The following is a 14,645-nucleotide window of genomic DNA, read 5'->3' as shown; positions in this document are numbered from 1 at the left end:
CCATGATCCTGTCGAAACGGCCCGAGGTCGACCGCTTCCTGAAGACCCCGGACGCCAACGTCCGCGCCGCGCTCATCCACGGCAAGGACCGTTCCGGCGTGTCCGAACGCGCGACCCAGCTGTCGAAGGCGATCACGCCCGACCTGAACGACCCGTTCAACGTCACCTTCCTGACCGAAGCCGACATCGACAGCGACGGGATCAAGCTGGAAGAGGCGCTGACGGCGCTCAGCATGATCGGCGGACGGCGTCTGGTGCGCGTGCGCCTGTCGGACGCCAAGGCCGCCGTGGACAAGGCGCTGGCCGCCGCCCTGACCGTCCACGCCGAGGGCGGCTACAATCCCGACGCCATGCTGGTGATCGAGGCGGGGGCCTTGGGCCGCGAATCCGCCCTGCGCAAGGCGGCGGAAAAGGCGTCCGGCGCCGTGGGCATCGCCGTTTACGAGGACGAGGTCGGCGACGTCGCCCGGATGACGCGCGAAGCCTTGGCGGCGGACAAGGTCGGCCTGACCGGCGACGCCCTGGACCGGTTCGTCGCCCGCCTGCCCCGCGAACGCGGCCTGATGCGGCAGGAGATCGAGCGGCTGGCCCTGTACATCGGCCCCGGCTCGGGCCGAACCATCGATATCTCCGAGCTGGACGAGCATCTGGGCGTCGAGCCGGACGCCTCCCTGTCCGACGCCGCGCTTCAGGCGTTCGGCGGCCGGGCGGCGCCCGCGCAATCGGGCCTGCGCCGCGCCCTGGCCGAGGGCGAGAGCGCCGTCATGGCCGTGCGCATGGCCTCGATCCACCTGGGGAAACTGCGCCGGATCAATATCTTGCAGCAGAACGGCGCGGGCGCCAAAGAGGCCGCCAAGGCTGCCGGCGTGTTCTGGAAGCAAGAGGCTGAGATGCTGCGTCAGGCCCGCAGCTGGCGTCTGGAGGCGTTGGATGAGGTCCAGGACAGCGTCAACACCGCCGACGTCGCCACCAAGACCACGGGCATGCCCGAACAGCTGATTGCAGAACGCCTGCTGCTGGAGATTTCCGCCCGGGCGCGGCGGATGGGGCTTTAGAGGCCATGCCCCTCTCCCAAAGGGAGAAGGTGGCCCACAGGGCCGGATGAGGGTTCCAACGGGACCTTCGGCGTAAGCCGTGGCGTGGCGGCGTGCGTCGGCTTGAGCCTTCGCCCCTCACCCTTGCCAATCGCAGCGCTCCTTACCCTCTCCCATCGGGAGAGAGGGAGGGTATGCATCACCCCCGCTTCGACGCCTTGCGGAAGGCGGGCTTGTTCATCGCCGCCGCCTGGCGCTGCATGGCCTTTTCGGGCGCCTTGCCGATGTTCTGGTTTCCCGGCTGGCCGCCGGCGCCGCCCGCCTTCTTGGCCGCGAGGGCGCGTTTCAGAGCTTCGGTCGCGCTGGTCTTGTCGGTTTGGTCGGTCATGAGTGCAGTCTAGCACGAACCCGGCTCATTGCTGACCCGCGAACGGTGAGCGAGATTGAGGGGATGAGAGCCATCGCCATCCTGGCCACCATCGCCGTCGCCGCCTGTTCGGAAGTCAAGGACGAGCGCTATGCCGACTACGAAACCGCGCGCCTCGCCGGCGCTATCAAGAGGGGCTGGATTCCCGCTTTCGTGCCGCAAGACGCCTATGCGTTGCATGACATCCACGATCTGGACAGCAACGCCCAGACGCTGAGCTTCAGGCTTCCCACTTCGCAAATTCCCGAGATGGTCCGGGCAATGACCTTGGCTGAGGATGCGGCCACAGCCGAACGCGTCGTCAGGGCCGCAGGCTGGACGGAAAGCCCCGCCCCGGTGGTTGTCTACGCTGTGTGTGCTCAGGAACGATCAGGGGCTCTGGTCGTGAACGAGCGAACCGGCGCCGCCTTCTACCAGGCGCCTGTGGCTTGGCCCTCTGACCCCTGCTCTGCAGGCTAGCGCGCCCCGGGACTCACCCCCGCATCAGGCGGCGGCACAGGTCGTCGAGCTGTTCCAGGGTGGCGTATTTGATGGTCAGTTCGCCCTTGCCGCCCTTGTCCGACAGGGCGACCTTCAGGCCCAGGGCATCGGCCAGATCCTGTTCCAGGGCGGCGATGTCGGCGGCGCCCTCGCCCGACGGCGCAGGTTTGGCCTTGGTCGGCCTGGGGCCCTCGGCCGAGCGGCGGGCCAGGGCCTCGGTCTGGCGGACGTTCAGCCCCTTGGCCAGGACCTCGCGGGCCAGGGCCTCGGGGTCGCGGGCGGTGATCAGGGCGCGGGCGTGGCCGGCCGACAGCCGGTCCTCCATCACATGCTCCAGCACCGAATCCGGCAGCTGCATCAGGCGCAGGGTGTTGGCGACGTGGCTGCGGCTCTTGCCCACCACGCCGGCCAGCGCGTCCTGGGTGCGGCCGAAGCGCGAGATCAGGGCGGCATAGGCCATGGCCTCTTCGACCGGGTTCAGGTCGGCGCGCTGGACGTTCTCGATGATGGCGACCTCCATCACCTCGACGTCGTCCATGGCCCGTTCGATGATCGGCACCGACTTGAGCCGGGCGGCCTGGGCCGCACGCCAGCGGCGCTCGCCGGCGATGATCTGATAGACCCCCTCCTCGCCCGGTTGGGGCCGCACCAGAATGGGCTGCAGCACGCCCTTGTCGCGGATCGAAGCGGTCAATTCCTCCAGCGTCTCGGCGCTGAAATGGCGGCGCGGTTGGTCGGGATTGGGCTTCAGGCTCTCGATCGGCACGGCGCGCACGCCCGCAGGCGCAGCGCCGCCGTCGACCGGCGCGCTCTCGGCGACGGGTTCACCCAGAAGCGCCGAGAGACCCCGGCCAAGACCACGCTGACGTTCGGACACGATGCAGATTCCGTTCTGTTACTTCAGGCCGCCAGCGCCTGACGACGCTGACGTTCGCGGGCCACGACCTCGCGGGCGAGGCGCAGATAGGCCTGACTGCCGGCGCATTTCAGGTCGTAGATCAGGGCCGGCTTGCCAAACGACGGCGCCTCGGACACCCGAACATTGCGGGGGATGACGCTCTCATAGACCTTGTCGCCGAAATGGTTGCGCACATCGTTGGCGACCTGACCGGACAGGGCGTTGCGGCGATCGTACATGGTCAGGACCAGACCCTGGATTTCCAGCGCCGGATTCAGGCTCTGACGCACCATGTCGATGGTCCGCATCAGCTGGGTCAGCCCCTCCAACGCAAAGAATTCGCACTGCAGCGGCACCAGCACCGCATCCGCCGCCGCCATGGCGTTCAACGTCAAAAGGTTCAGCGACGGCGGGCAGTCGATCAGCACATAGTCGTACCGGGTATGGCCATCCCCGCCCTGTTTCGCCAAGGCGTCGCGCAGGCGATAGGATCGGCGATCCGCCTGGCTCAGTTCGATCTCGACGCCCGACATGTCCGGGTCCGCTGCGACGATGAACAGGCCCGGCACCGCCGTCTGAACGGCGGCGTCATCCACGGGGCGGCCATCGACGATGACGTCATAGATCGTCACCCGACGCGTTTCACGTGGAACACCCAGGCCGGTGGAGGCATTGCCCTGCGGGTCCAGATCGACGATCAGCACCTTTTCACCGATGGCCGCCAGCGCCGTTCCCAGGTTGATGGCGGTGGTGGTCTTGCCCACCCCGCCCTTCTGGTTCGACACGGCCAGTACGCGAGTCTGCTTCTCAACGGCCACGGCGAAGACTCCGGATATGAACGATACGTCCGCGCGGGTCGCTGCGCGAGACGATCAGGTCGCTTTCAAATTGCCAGACCTTGGCCGCCTCTAGCAACTCAGCTTCGGCTTTCTCTCCCTTCAGAAACAGGCCTTGTGCACCGCGCTGAAGGTAAGGCTGTGCATAACCCAACAGTTTTTCCATCGCCGCCACGGCGCGAGCGGTGACGACATCGACCTTGATCCTCTGGGCCTCAGCCCGGCCGTTGATGACCGTGGCCGGAAGATCCAGCGCATCGACGATGTACTGCAGGAAACGACACCGCTTCCCCAGACTGTCGATCAGCCAGACATGTGCGCCGGGTCGCCCCTTCAGCATGATGGCCAGCACCACGCCGGGAAAGCCGGCGCCGGCCCCCAGATCGGCCCAGGTCAGGGCGTCCGGCTGGATCGCTAACAGCTGGGCGCTGTCCCACGCGTGGCGGTTCCAGAAGTCGGGAAGGCTGTCGGGCCCGACCAGATTCATCACCTCATTCGCTTCGGTCAGCAGGCCGAGGAAGGCTGTCAGATCGGCGATCTGTTGGTCCGTGGCCTGGGTCTGGGCGCGGAAGGCGGCGACGGGATCGGCACTCACGCGACGACCGCCTGAACCTGTTCCACGGTGCGCTTCACGTGGGCCAGCAGGGCGGTCAAGGCGCCGGGGGTCATGCCCTCGATCCGGCCGGCCTGGCCCAGGGTGCGCGGGCGGATCAGGACCAGCTTCTCCTTCACCTCATTCGACAGGCTGCCGATGGTGGCGTAGTCGAGGTCGGCGGGCAGGCCCAACCCCTCTTCCCGACGCAGGGCCTCGGCCTCGGCCGTCTGGCGATCCAGATAGCCAGCGTAGCCCGCGTCGATCTCGACCTGTTCACGCACTGCGGCGTTCCAGCCGCCGATGGCGGGGCAGACAGCTTCAAACGTCGTCAGATCAACACCGGGATAGGCCAACAGGTCCCGCATCGAGCGACGTTGTCCGTCGGCGTTTACGGTGACGCCCAAAGCCCCTGCTTCCTTCGGGGTGAAGACGGTTTCACGTGAAACACGCGTCGCTTCCGCCAGAGCTTCGGCCTTGGCGGTAAAAGCGGCGGCCCTTTCAGGCCCAACGATTCCGGCGGCCCCGCCGATGGCCGTCAGCCGCTGATCGGCATTGTCGGCGCGTAGGGTCAGGCGATATTCCGCCCGGCTGGTGAACATGCGGTAGGGCTCGGTCACACCGCGCGTGACCAGGTCGTCGATCATGACTCCGATATAGGCCTGGTCGCGGCCCAGAATGATCGGGTCGGAACCGGCGGCGGCGCGCGCGGCGTTCAGCCCGGCGATCAGGCCCTGGGCCCCCGCCTCTTCATAGCCCGTGGTGCCGTTGATCTGGCCCGCCAGATACAGGCCAGGCCGCTTCTTGACCTCCAGCGCCGGGGTCAGTTCGCGCGGATCGACATAGTCGTATTCGATGGCGTAGCCGAAACGGAACACCTCAACCGCCGCCAGTCCGGGCATGGTCCGCAGGAAGGCCATCTGAGTCGTGTCCGACACCGAGGTCGAAATGCCGTTCGGATAGACGGTCGGGTCGTCCAGCCCCTCGGGCTCCAGGAAGACCTGATGGCTGGTCTTGTCGGCGAAGCGGACCACCTTGTCCTCAATCGAGGGGCAATAGCGCGGTCCCCGCCCCGACAGATGCCCGCCATAGACGGCGCTTTCGCCCAGATTGTCGGCGATGATGCGGTGGGTTTCTTCGGTCGTATGGGTGATGCCGCAGGCGATCTGGGGCACGGTGATCCGGTCGGTCAGGAAGCTGAACGGCACGGGTTCGTCGTCCGCCGCCTGCATTTCCAGCCGGTCCCAGGCGATGGTGCGGCCGTCCAGTCGCGCGGGCGTGCCGGTCTTCAGCCGTCCCATCATCAGATCGGCGCCGTGCAGATCGGCGGCCAGACCGGTGGACGGATCCTCGCCATAGCGCCCGGCCGGAATGCGCAGGTCGCCGCGGTGGATCACCCCGTTCAGGAAGGTGCCGGTCGTCAGGACGACGGCGCCGGCACGGATCGTTTCGCCCGCGCCGGTCGTGACACCGACCACCCGGTCGCCGCTCAGAATCAGGCCCTCGGCCGTGCCCGCCATCAGCCTCAGGTTCGGGGTTTGAGCCAGCTCGGCCTGCATCGCCTCGCGGTACAGGCGGCGATCGATCTGGCTACGCGGACCGCGCACGGCCGCGCCCTTGGAGCGGTTCAGCAGGCGAAACTGGATGCCGGACACATCGGCCAGCCGGCCCATGACGCCGTCCAGGGCGTCGATCTCGCGCACCAGATGACCCTTGCCCAGACCGCCGATGGCCGGGTTGCACGACATCTCGCCGACAGTTTCCAGCTTCTGGGTCAGCAGCACGGTGCGCGCACCGGCCCGCGCCGAGGCGGCGGCCGCCTCACAACCGGCGTGCCCGCCGCCGATAATGACGACGTCGAAGGTGAAGTCGGGGGAGGAACTCATAGGCGCTACATAGTCGAAACGGGGCCTGATCGCCACCTCGGCGGCCCGCTCTGTTTCACGTGAAACGTTCCTACTTGCCGATGCAGAAGGTTGAGAAGACTTCCCCTAGGATATCCTCGACGCCGATGGCGCCGGTGACGCGGGACAGGGCGTCGGCCGCCCGCCGCAGATCATCGCCGGCCATTTCGGGCGCGCGGTCCAGCGCTTGGCGGCCCGTCTCGACGGCGGCCAGCGCCTCGGTCAGACGGCGGCGATGGCGTTCGCGCGTGACGGCGGGGAAGTCGGCGCCGGACAGGTCGCGTTGCAGGCGCGCGGCGATCCAGTCGTGCAGGGCAGGCATCCCCTGCCCTGTCAGTGTGCTGAGGGTCAGGGTCTCGAACCCATCGACGGGCGGGGCGGCGCCCAGGTCGGCCTTGTTCAACACCACCAGATCGCCCGGTCGGACATAGTCGGCGGCGGCGCTGGCCACCTCGTTCGGGGCGCGCACCCACAGGCGCAGGTCAGCCTCAGCGGCGCGAACGCGAGCCCGGCGGATCCCCTCGGCCTCGACCACGTCGTCGCTGTCGCGCAGGCCGGCGGTGTCCGACAGGGTCACGGCGTAGCCGCCGATCATGATGTCGGCGTCCAGCACGTCGCGCGTGGTCCCGGCGATCGGGGTGACGATGGCCGCCTCGCGCGCGATCAAGGCGTTGAACAGCGACGACTTGCCGGCGTTCGTCTCGCCGATCAGGACGATGCGATAGCCCTCGCGCACCCGCCGGCCCCGATCGGCGTCCGACAGGGCGGCGCGCAGGTCGGCGGCCAGGGCGTCCAGCACCGGCCCGGCGGTGCGGGCCAGATTGTCCGGCACCTCTTCATCGGGAAAGTCGATCTCGGCCTCGACCAGCGACAGGGCCTTCAGCAGGTCGCGGCGGAACCCGGCGTAGGCGGCGGACAGGGCGCCGTCCAGCTGGCCCAAGGCCTGCGCCTTTTGCGCGGTCGTCTCGGCGTCGATCAGGTCGGCCACGGCCTCGGCCTGGGCCAGGTCCATGCGGCCGTTCTGAAAGGCGCGGCGAGTGAACTCGCCCGGTTCGGCGGGGCGCAGACCCAGGGCGATCAGGGCGCGACTGGCCGCCTCGATCACCGCGCGGCCGCCGTGCAGCTGAAGCTCAGCGCAGTCCTCGCCGGTATAGGAATGGGGCGCAACGAAGCGCAGGACCAGCGCCTGGTCGATCAGTTCGCCGCCGCGCCTCAGGTCGCGGACCGAGGCCAGACGCGGCTTGAGCCCACGCGCGCCCAGCGCCGACAGCGCGTCCCCCACCCCCGGCCCGGACAGGCGCAGGATGGCGACGGCGCCCCGACCGGGAGGCGTGGCGAGGGCGAAGATGGTGTCGGTCATGGCGAAGTCGCGGTTCAGCCTACGGCTTGACGGCCGCTTCCATCAGGCGGCGGAACTGGTCCTGGGCCTGCAGGCCGAAGCTGGTCCAGGTCTTCATCAGTTCGTCCGGCTGCATGGCGGCGACATTAGCCTCCATCCGCTTCTGCATTTCGGCGACCAGATGGTCGTTCAGCGGCGTGACGTCGGGCAGGCCCAGAAAGGCGCGGGCCTCGGCCGGAGTGCAGTCGATCTCGACGTTCATCTTCATCGTCGTCGCTCCGGAAAACGCCGGACGTTTCACGTGAAACACCCGGCCATACCACGGTTATGTCGATCAGGTGTTCATCGACTGGAAGAAGTCGCCGTTGTTCTTGGACTGGCGCAGCTTGTCGAGCAGGAACTCGATCGCGTCCTGCGGGCCCATCGGGTTCAGGATCCGGCGCAGCACATAGGTCTTGGTCAGCTGATCCTTCGGCGTGATCAGGTCTTCCTTGCGGGTGCCGGACTTCAGCACGTCGATGGCCGGGAAGATGCGCTTGTCGGCGACCTTGCGGTCCAGCACGATTTCCGAGTTACCGGTGCCCTTGAACTCTTCGAAGATCACCTCGTCCATCCGGCTGCCGGTATCGATCAGGGCGGTGGCGATGATGGTCAGCGAGCCCCCCTGCTCCACGTTCCGCGCGGCGCCGAAGAAGCGCTTGGGCCGCTGCAAGGCGTTGGCGTCGACGCCGCCGGTCAGCACCTTGCCCGACGAGGGGACGGTGGCGTTGTAGGCGCGGCCCAGACGGGTGATGGAGTCCAGCAGGATCACCACGTCCTTCTTGTGCTCGACCAGGCGCTTGGCCTTTTCGATCACCATTTCGGCGACGGCGACGTGGCGGGTGGCCGGTTCGTCGAAGGTCGAGGCCACGACCTCGCCCTTCACCGTGCGCTGCATGTCGGTGACTTCTTCCGGGCGTTCGTCAATCAGCAGGACGATCAGGAAAACCTCGGGGTGGTTGCGCTCGATCGACTTGGCGATGTTCTGCAACATGACCGTCTTGCCCACGCGCGGCGGCGCCACGATCAGGCAGCGCTGGCCCTTGCCCAGCGGGGCGACGATGTCGATGACCCGGCCCGAGCGGTCCTTCAGCGTCGGATCCTGGATTTCCATGTGCAGCCGCTCTTCGGGATAGAGCGGGGTCAGGTTGTCGAACAGGACCTTGGTCTTGACCATTTCGGGGTCTTCGAAATTGATCGTGTCGACCTTCAGCAGGGCGAAATAGCGTTCGCCCTCACGCGGGCCGCGCACGGCCCCGTGGATGGTGTCGCCCGAGCGCAGGCCGAAGCGGCGGATCTGCGACGGAGAAACATAAACATCGTCCGGACCCGGAAGATAATTGGCATCGGGCGAGCGCAGGAAGCCAAAGCCGTCGGGCAGGATCTCCAGCACGCCGTCGGCGATGATCTCGACCTCTTCGTCGGCCAGGGTCTTGAGGATGGCGAACAGGAGGTCCTGCTTGCGCAGGTTGCCGGCGTTCTCGATCTCAAGGCTCTCGGCGAAGGCGACCAGCTCTTCCGGGGTCTTCTCGTTCAGTTCCTGAAGCGTGATGCGGCCATTGGGGACGATGGGTTCGCCATCATCGTCCTCGTCTTCCTCGGCCGAGGTGTCGATGCCGCTGAAGTCCTGGGGCGTCGAGGCGGCTTCCCGCTCCGGCTCGGCCTCGGCCACCGGCGCGGGGGCCTCGGGCTCGGACGAGCCACGGCCCAGCGACAGGGTCCGGCGCTTCGGCTCGGCGGCCGGCTCCAGGTTTTCGGTTTCCGGCGAATCGGGGTCGGTGTCGCGGATGTCGGTCATGGCAGGCTCGCTCGCGCCCGCGCGCCAAGGGACGCCGGGGGCATTCAGGACTGGAAGTCGCGGCCTTGCGGCCGAAGGGGAAACGACGGGCTCCCGCGGGTCAAACCGGCAGGCGTCGCAAAAAGAGAGGGACCGCAGGCGGATCACGCCCCACGGTTCGCCGCCAGCGGAACCACGAAACGCCCCGTCAGGTCAAGCGGAGGCTTATGAGTGGACCGTGGTCGTCGGCCCTGCGGGACCTCCCGACCCGACACGGCCTGTGGCCCTTCGCGCCCGCGCTCAAGCGGCGAGCGACCGCGTCGCGAGCGTGGCGCCCTAGAATGTCCACTCCAGTGTGACGGACAGCACCATCACGATGGCCAGGACGAACGGCACCTCGTTCGACATGCGCCAGAAGCGGGCCGAGCGGGTCGAGGTTCCGGCGGCGATCTTCTTGCGCTGGCCCGCCAGGAAGCTGTGCCAGGCGGCCAGCAGGAAAACGCCGGCCAGCTTGGTCACCATCCACGGCTGCTGGAACACGTCCCAGCCGCGCGCCGTGCCGTCGATCCAGATCAGCCAGCCGCCGAAGACGAAGGCCAGGATCATCGCCGGATTGATGATGATGCGCAGCAGCCGCGCCTGCCAGGTGCGCAGCAGGGCCTGCATCTCGGACCGCAACGGCTCGGGCTTGGCCGCCTGTTCGGCGTCATAGGCGTAGAGGCGCGGCAGATAGAGCATGCCGGACATCCAGGCGATGACGGCCAGAATGTGCAGGCCCCGGGCCAGATCATAGGCGGTCATGCGACGCTCCCTTGGCAGGCGCGATCCCGGGGACAGGCCTTCCAGTCGCCCCGGCAGCCGGGACCGAACGGCGCGGTCCCGCCGCGCGGCAGGGCGTTCAGCGCCGCGTCGGCCAGGGTTTCGATGAAGGCCGGCGTCACGCCTGCGGCCGGGACGCGGATATAGGGGGCGACGCCGTTCTGATGCGCCAGCTCGGCGTATTCAATGTCCAGCTCGACCAGGGTTTCGATGTGTTCGGAGACAAAGGCGATGGGCGTCACGACCACGCCGACGCCATCACGCCCGGCCTGTTCCAGCGCCTCGGGCGTCGAGGGGCCCAGCCATTTCATCGGCCCGACGCGGCTCTGGTAACAGATGGCCCAATCGGTCAGGCCCAGCCGTTCAACCACGGCGGCGACGGTCGATTCCACCTGTTCCTGATAGGGGTCGCCCTTCTTCGTCACCAGGGTCTCGGGGATGCCGTGGGCCGAGAACAGCACCCGCACCGGTCGGTCGCCCGCCTGGTCCAGCGCCGCGCGGATCAGGGCCGCCTGGGCCTCAATCCACCCACTGGCCTGGGGATAGCAGCAGACCGCCCGTTCGGCGCCCGGGCCGCGATAGGTGCGGCGCCATTCCCTGAACGAGGACTCAGTCGTCGTCGTGGAAAACTGCGGATACAGCGGCAGCAACACCACCTCGTCCGGCGCAAAGGCCGCGACCTCGGCCGTCGTCTCGGCGACGAAGGGGCTCCAGTAGCGCATGGCGACGAAGGTCCGGACCGTGTCGACCGGGCGGCGGGCGGCCAGCAGGCCTTCCAGCGCGGCCGCCTGTTTCCGCGTCTCGGGCAGCAGCGGCGATCCCCCGCCCATCAGGGTGTAGTTGGCCTGGGCGCTCTTTTCCCGGCGGCTGGAGATCAGCCTGGCCAGTGGCGTGCGCAGGATACCGGGCAGGCCGATGATCGCCGGGTCGTTGAACAGGTTGAACAGGAACGGCCGCACCGAGGCCTGGTCGTCCGGGCCGCCGAGATTGAACAGGACGACGGCGATGCGGCTCATTGGGCGCCGATCCGTTTCAGCACCTGTTCGACGTGCGCGATCGGCACGTCCGGCAGGATGCCGTGGCCCAGGTTGAAGATCCACGGCCCCTGGCCCCAGGCCTCAATCAACTGATCCACCCGGCGATCCAAGGCCGGACCGCCGGCGCGCAGCAGCAGCGGATCCAGCGCGCCCTGGATCGGCTTGATCGCCTGCACGCGCTTGCCGACCGCCAGCGGACAGGCGGTGTCCAGCGCCACAGCCTGAACGTCGCATTCGGTCGCATAGCGCTCGGCCAGGGCCGCCGAACCACGGGGGAAGCCGATCAGCGGGACAGTGACACCCAGCTCACGGGCGCGGGCAACCAGCTTCTGATGCGGCTTCAGCACCAGGCTTTCGAACAGATCGTCGGGCAGGCCCTCGGCCCAGCTTTCGAAGATCTTCAGCACTTGGGCGCCGGCGTCCTGCTGCATCTTCAGATAATGGGCCGTCGCCTCGACCAGCACGTCCAACACCGCCGCGACCTTTTCCGGCTCGGCATAGGCATAGGTGCGGGCCTGGGCGCGCTCGCCCTTGCCGATGGTGCGCGCCTCGCCGTCCAGCATATAGGTGGCGACCGTCCAGGGCGCGCCCGCAAAGCCGATCAGCGCGCGCTCGGGCTCCAGTTGGGACCGGACGATGGACAGCGTCTCTCCGACGGCCTTCAGCGCTTCTCCCGCCCCGGCGGCCAGGTCACGCATCGACTCGACCGACGGCAGGGCGCCCAGGCGGGGCCCCTCGCCCGCCTCGAACCAGACCTTCTGGCCCAGGGCGCCGGGGATCAGCAGGATGTCGGCGAAGACTATGGCTGCGTCGAAGCCGAACCGCCGCATCGGCTGCAGGGTCGCCTCGGCCGCCATTTCCGGGTTCAGGCAAAAGGCGATGAAGTCCGGCGCCTGCGCCCGCAGCGCCCGGTACTCGGGCAGATAGCGTCCCGCCTGGCGCATGAACCACACGGGCGGGCGTTCGGTCGTCTGGCCCTCAAGGACCCTGATCAGCGCGGGCTTGGTCATTCGGATGCCTTACGGGGCCGGACCTGTCCTCTCAAGCCTCGCCCCTCTTCCCTGTTCAAATAAGAATTAAAAGAAGGTCTGTAGAAGAGTCTTGGAGGGTGGAATGACGGGGACAAACGCCCGGTCATCCCGCGTCATTCCCGGGTTATCCCCGCCCGCCGGCGCGGGGTTTCAGACGGTCTGCGCGCTCCCGGTGGACAGCGTGGATAACCGAGGGCGTATCCCGGTAGGGCGGCGTTTCGACGCAAGACCGGCCTGGGCGCCGTCACGGGCGCCGACGACCCTGGACGGGGGCGCCGTTAAGGTTTCGTTAGGACTCTCCACAAGGCTTCGAGAGGGCAGTTCGGGCCATGGGACAGTCCGGCGCCGAACCCCGGCTTTCATCCCGCATCATCCCCGCTCGCCGCCCGCCCCTGCCCTCGCTATAGAGATCGGCGCCCAGACGCGGGCTTTCGGCGCCCAGGCCGGCGCCCGGAAAGTTCATCGTCGCCCACCGCCTGTCCACAAGGGAGGCCCGATCATGAGCCCCGCCCGTTCCCAAGGCCCCTCGAGGCTGGCGACCTATTTCCACGTCCATCTGGTGTCCGATTCCACCGGCGAGACGCTGAACGCCATGGCCAAGGCGGTGACGGCCCGTTTCGACGGCGTCATTCCCATCGAGCACATCTATGCGCTGGTGCGCTCGCCCAAACAGATGGAGCGGGTGCTGGAAGAGGTCGCCTCGGCCCCTGGCGTGGTGCTGCACACTCTGGTGGATCGCGAGCTGCGCGAACAGCTGGAGGAAGGCTGTCGCCGCCTGGATATGCCGCAGATCGGCGCGCTGGACCCGCTGGTCGGGGCCCTGTCGCGCTATCTGGGGGCCAGCCTGTCGACGCGCGTGGGCGCCCAGCACACGCTGGACCACGACTATTTCAACCGCATCTCGGCGCTGGACTTCGCCATGGCCCACGATGACGGCCAGGGCACGGTCGAACAGCTGGAGGGCGCCGACGTGGTGCTGTGCGGGGTCAGCCGCACCTCCAAGACGCCGACCTGCATCTATCTGGCGCACCGGGGCATCCGCGCCGCCAATGTGCCGCTGGTGCCAGGCCAGGAGGACGGAGAGCGTCTGGTCGCGCTGAAGAACCCGCTGGTCATCGGCCTGACGGTGTCGCCCGAGCGGCTGGTCCAGATCCGCCGCAACCGGCTGGAGGGGCTGAACGCCAGCCGGGCGTCCGACTATGTGGACCATGAGGCGGTGCGGGACGAGACGATCAAGGCGCGTCGGGCGTTCGAGCGGCGCGGCTGGCCGACCATCGACGTGACCCGTCGCTCGGTCGAGGAGACGGCCGCCGCCATCGTCAACCTGTTGAGCGAACGCCGCACCCACCGTATCGGAGCGACCTGGTGAGCGACCGGACCGACACCCGCCTGATCCTGGCGTCCGGCAGCGCCGCGCGCCGGGCCATGCTGGCCGAGGCCGGGGTCGACTTCACCGTCCGCACGGCCGAGGTCGACGAGGACGCGATCAAGAGGGCCCACGCCCATCTGGACGCCGCTGAATTGGCCGTGGAGCTGGCGCGGGCCAAGGCGCTGGCCATGTCGCGGCTGGATCCCGAGGCCTGGGTGCTGGGCGGGGACCAGACCCTGGCCTTCGACGGCGGCCTGATTTCCAAGGCGAAGTCGCTGGACGAGGCGCGGAACCGGCTGAAGTCCATGCGCGGCCGGACCCATCATCTGCATTCAGGCGCGGCCTTGGCCGTCAACGGCGCCGTGGTGTGGTCGGGTGTGGACAGCGTCGCGATGCGGATGCGCGACTTTTCCGACGCCTTCTTGGACGCCTATCTGGCGGCCGAGGGGCAAGGCCTGCTGGCCTGCGTCGGCTCCTACCGGTTGGAGGGAATGGGGTCGCAGCTGTTCGAGGCGGTCGAGGGGGACTTCTTCACCGTCCTGGGCCTGCCCTTGTGGCCGGTGCTGGCCGAGTTGCGCCGGGCCGGAGTGCTGCTGACATGAGCCGGGTCACGGGCGCGGCCGTGGTCGGGGGCGTCGCCGGACAGCCGGTGGCGCATTCGCTCAGCCCTGTCATCCACAACGCCTGGCTGGCGGCGGCGGGGATGAACGCCGCCTATGTCCCCTTCGCCCCCGCCGATGCGGCAGGGTTCGAGGCCCTGATCGCCGCCGGGCGCGCCGGGCTGGTGGCCGGTTTCAACGTCACCGCGCCGTTCAAGGAACAGGCCTTCGCCGCCGCCGATGTGGTCAGCGACACCGCTCGGGCGACCGGTTCGGCCAACATCCTGACCTTCGCCGGGGGACGCGCGCGCGCTGACAGTTCGGACGGCGCAGGCGTGCTGTACGCCCTGTCGCGGCAGGCGCCGGGGCTGAGCCTGCAGGGCGCGACAGTGGCCCTGCTGGGCGCCGGGGGCGCGGCGCGGGCCGGGGCCGGGGCGCTGGTGGCCGCCGGGGCGCAGGTGCGG

General features: G+C 68.4%; 15 protein-coding genes and 1 pseudogene. 5 read left to right on the top strand and 11 right to left on the bottom strand.

What is annotated here, in order from left to right; genetic code table 11:
• Positions 1-2 precede the first annotated feature (2 nt).
• Entirely contained in the window at positions 3-1,055 is a 1,053-nt protein-coding gene (holA, locus tag EON91_RS06070) for a DNA polymerase III subunit delta (protein WP_292092492.1), read from the top strand.
• 178 nt (positions 1,056-1,233) lie between these two features.
• On the opposite strand, the gene EON91_RS06065 is transcribed toward holA, so the two are convergent.
• The gene (locus EON91_RS06065) at positions 1,234-1,422 is read right to left on the bottom strand and encodes a hypothetical protein (RefSeq protein WP_292092491.1); all 189 of its coding nucleotides are present in this window, start codon (positions 1,420-1,422) and stop codon (positions 1,234-1,236) included.
• Between the two features lie 63 nt (positions 1,423-1,485).
• Between EON91_RS06065 and EON91_RS06060 the strand changes: the two genes are divergently transcribed.
• The gene (locus EON91_RS06060) at positions 1,486-1,920 is read left to right on the top strand and encodes a hypothetical protein (RefSeq protein ID WP_292092489.1); all 435 of its coding nucleotides are present in this window, start codon (positions 1,486-1,488) and stop codon (positions 1,918-1,920) included.
• Positions 1,921-1,933: 13 nt separating this feature from the next.
• Here the strand turns inward: EON91_RS06060 and EON91_RS06055 are convergent, their stop codons facing one another.
• From EON91_RS06055 to hemE, 10 genes are all read right to left on the bottom strand, one after another.
• Positions 1,934-2,818: a ParB/RepB/Spo0J family partition protein gene (locus EON91_RS06055; RefSeq protein WP_292092488.1), complete on the bottom strand. Its 885-nt coding sequence runs from the start codon at positions 2,816-2,818 to the stop codon at positions 1,934-1,936.
• A 23-nt stretch (positions 2,819-2,841) separates the two neighbouring features.
• Entirely contained in the window at positions 2,842-3,657 is an 816-nt protein-coding gene (locus EON91_RS06050; protein WP_292092486.1) for a ParA family protein, read from the bottom strand.
• Entirely contained in the window at positions 3,647-4,270 is a 624-nt protein-coding gene (gene rsmG, locus EON91_RS06045) for a 16S rRNA (guanine(527)-N(7))-methyltransferase RsmG (protein ID WP_292092484.1), read from the bottom strand. Before rsmG ends, EON91_RS06050 begins: the two co-directional genes overlap by 11 nt.
• On the bottom strand, positions 4,267-6,153 hold the full coding sequence (gene mnmG / locus EON91_RS06040) for a tRNA uridine-5-carboxymethylaminomethyl(34) synthesis enzyme MnmG (protein ID WP_292092483.1): 1,887 nt from the start codon (positions 6,151-6,153) through the stop codon (positions 4,267-4,269). The genes rsmG and mnmG overlap by 4 nt, the downstream gene beginning before the upstream one ends.
• Positions 6,154-6,223: 70 nt before the next feature.
• On the bottom strand, positions 6,224-7,531 hold the full coding sequence (gene mnmE, locus EON91_RS06035; RefSeq protein WP_292092480.1) for a tRNA uridine-5-carboxymethylaminomethyl(34) synthesis GTPase MnmE: 1,308 nt from the start codon (positions 7,529-7,531) through the stop codon (positions 6,224-6,226).
• 19 nt (positions 7,532-7,550) lie between these two features.
• Positions 7,551-7,778 carry a DUF6489 family protein gene (locus EON91_RS06030; RefSeq protein ID WP_292092477.1) on the bottom strand — a complete coding sequence of 76 codons (228 nt, stop codon included), beginning with the start codon at positions 7,776-7,778 and terminating at the stop codon, positions 7,551-7,553.
• A gap of 66 nt (positions 7,779-7,844) precedes the next feature.
• Positions 7,845-9,347: a transcription termination factor Rho gene (rho, locus tag EON91_RS06025; protein WP_292092474.1), complete on the bottom strand. Its 1,503-nt coding sequence runs from the start codon at positions 9,345-9,347 to the stop codon at positions 7,845-7,847.
• 315 nt (positions 9,348-9,662) lie between these two features.
• Complete coding sequence (locus EON91_RS06020) at positions 9,663-10,127, bottom strand: CopD family protein (RefSeq protein ID WP_292092470.1); 465 nt, start codon at positions 10,125-10,127, stop codon at positions 9,663-9,665.
• Positions 10,124-11,161 carry a ferrochelatase gene (gene hemH, locus EON91_RS06015; RefSeq protein WP_292092468.1) on the bottom strand — a complete coding sequence of 346 codons (1,038 nt, stop codon included), beginning with the start codon at positions 11,159-11,161 and terminating at the stop codon, positions 10,124-10,126. Before hemH ends, EON91_RS06020 begins: the two co-directional genes overlap by 4 nt.
• Complete coding sequence (gene hemE, locus EON91_RS06010) at positions 11,158-12,192, bottom strand: uroporphyrinogen decarboxylase (protein ID WP_292092466.1); 1,035 nt, start codon at positions 12,190-12,192, stop codon at positions 11,158-11,160. Before hemE ends, hemH begins: the two co-directional genes overlap by 4 nt.
• Before the next feature lie 520 nt (positions 12,193-12,712).
• On the opposite strand from hemE, the gene EON91_RS06005 reads away from it, so the two are divergent.
• The 3 genes and pseudogenes from EON91_RS06005 to EON91_RS05995 form a co-directional block, all read left to right on the top strand.
• Complete coding sequence (locus EON91_RS06005; protein ID WP_292092464.1) at positions 12,713-13,582, top strand: pyruvate, water dikinase regulatory protein; 870 nt, start codon at positions 12,713-12,715, stop codon at positions 13,580-13,582.
• A complete protein-coding gene (locus EON91_RS06000; protein WP_366250167.1) occupies positions 13,579-14,184 on the top strand; it encodes a nucleoside triphosphate pyrophosphatase in 606 nt (201 codons plus the stop codon). Before EON91_RS06005 ends, EON91_RS06000 begins: the two co-directional genes overlap by 4 nt.
• Positions 14,181-14,645 (top strand): annotated as a pseudogene (locus EON91_RS05995) (shikimate dehydrogenase); the annotation flags it as partial. The gene EON91_RS06000 and the pseudogene EON91_RS05995, both read left to right, overlap by 4 nt.

Source organism: Brevundimonas sp. (assembly GCF_004210735.1).
In the GTDB taxonomy this organism is placed as follows: Bacteria; Pseudomonadota; Alphaproteobacteria; order Caulobacterales; family Caulobacteraceae; genus Brevundimonas.
This window is presented reverse-complemented; position numbering and strand designations above follow the sequence as displayed.

Excerpts from the sequence above, each read along its gene's own strand:
- holA (WP_292092492.1), top strand. The coding sequence starts at position 3 with ATGATCCTGTCGAAACGGCCCGAGGTCGACCGCTTCCTGAAGACCCCG.
- EON91_RS06065 (WP_292092491.1), bottom strand. The coding sequence starts at position 1,422 with ATGACCGACCAAACCGACAAGACCAGCGCGACCGAAGCTCTGAAACGC.
- EON91_RS06060 (WP_292092489.1), top strand. The coding sequence starts at position 1,486 with ATGAGAGCCATCGCCATCCTGGCCACCATCGCCGTCGCCGCCTGTTCG.
- mnmG (WP_292092483.1), bottom strand. The coding sequence starts at position 6,153 with ATGAGTTCCTCCCCCGACTTCACCTTCGACGTCGTCATTATCGGCGGC.
- mnmE (WP_292092480.1), bottom strand. The coding sequence starts at position 7,531 with ATGACCGACACCATCTTCGCCCTCGCCACGCCTCCCGGTCGGGGCGCC.
- EON91_RS06030 (WP_292092477.1), bottom strand. The coding sequence starts at position 7,778 with ATGAAGATGAACGTCGAGATCGACTGCACTCCGGCCGAGGCCCGCGCC.
- rho (WP_292092474.1), bottom strand. The coding sequence starts at position 9,347 with ATGACCGACATCCGCGACACCGACCCCGATTCGCCGGAAACCGAAAAC.
- EON91_RS06020 (WP_292092470.1), bottom strand. The coding sequence starts at position 10,127 with ATGACCGCCTATGATCTGGCCCGGGGCCTGCACATTCTGGCCGTCATC.
- hemH (WP_292092468.1), bottom strand. The coding sequence starts at position 11,161 with ATGAGCCGCATCGCCGTCGTCCTGTTCAATCTCGGCGGCCCGGACGAC.
- hemE (WP_292092466.1), bottom strand. The coding sequence starts at position 12,192 with ATGACCAAGCCCGCGCTGATCAGGGTCCTTGAGGGCCAGACGACCGAA.
- EON91_RS06005 (WP_292092464.1), top strand. The coding sequence starts at position 12,713 with ATGAGCCCCGCCCGTTCCCAAGGCCCCTCGAGGCTGGCGACCTATTTC.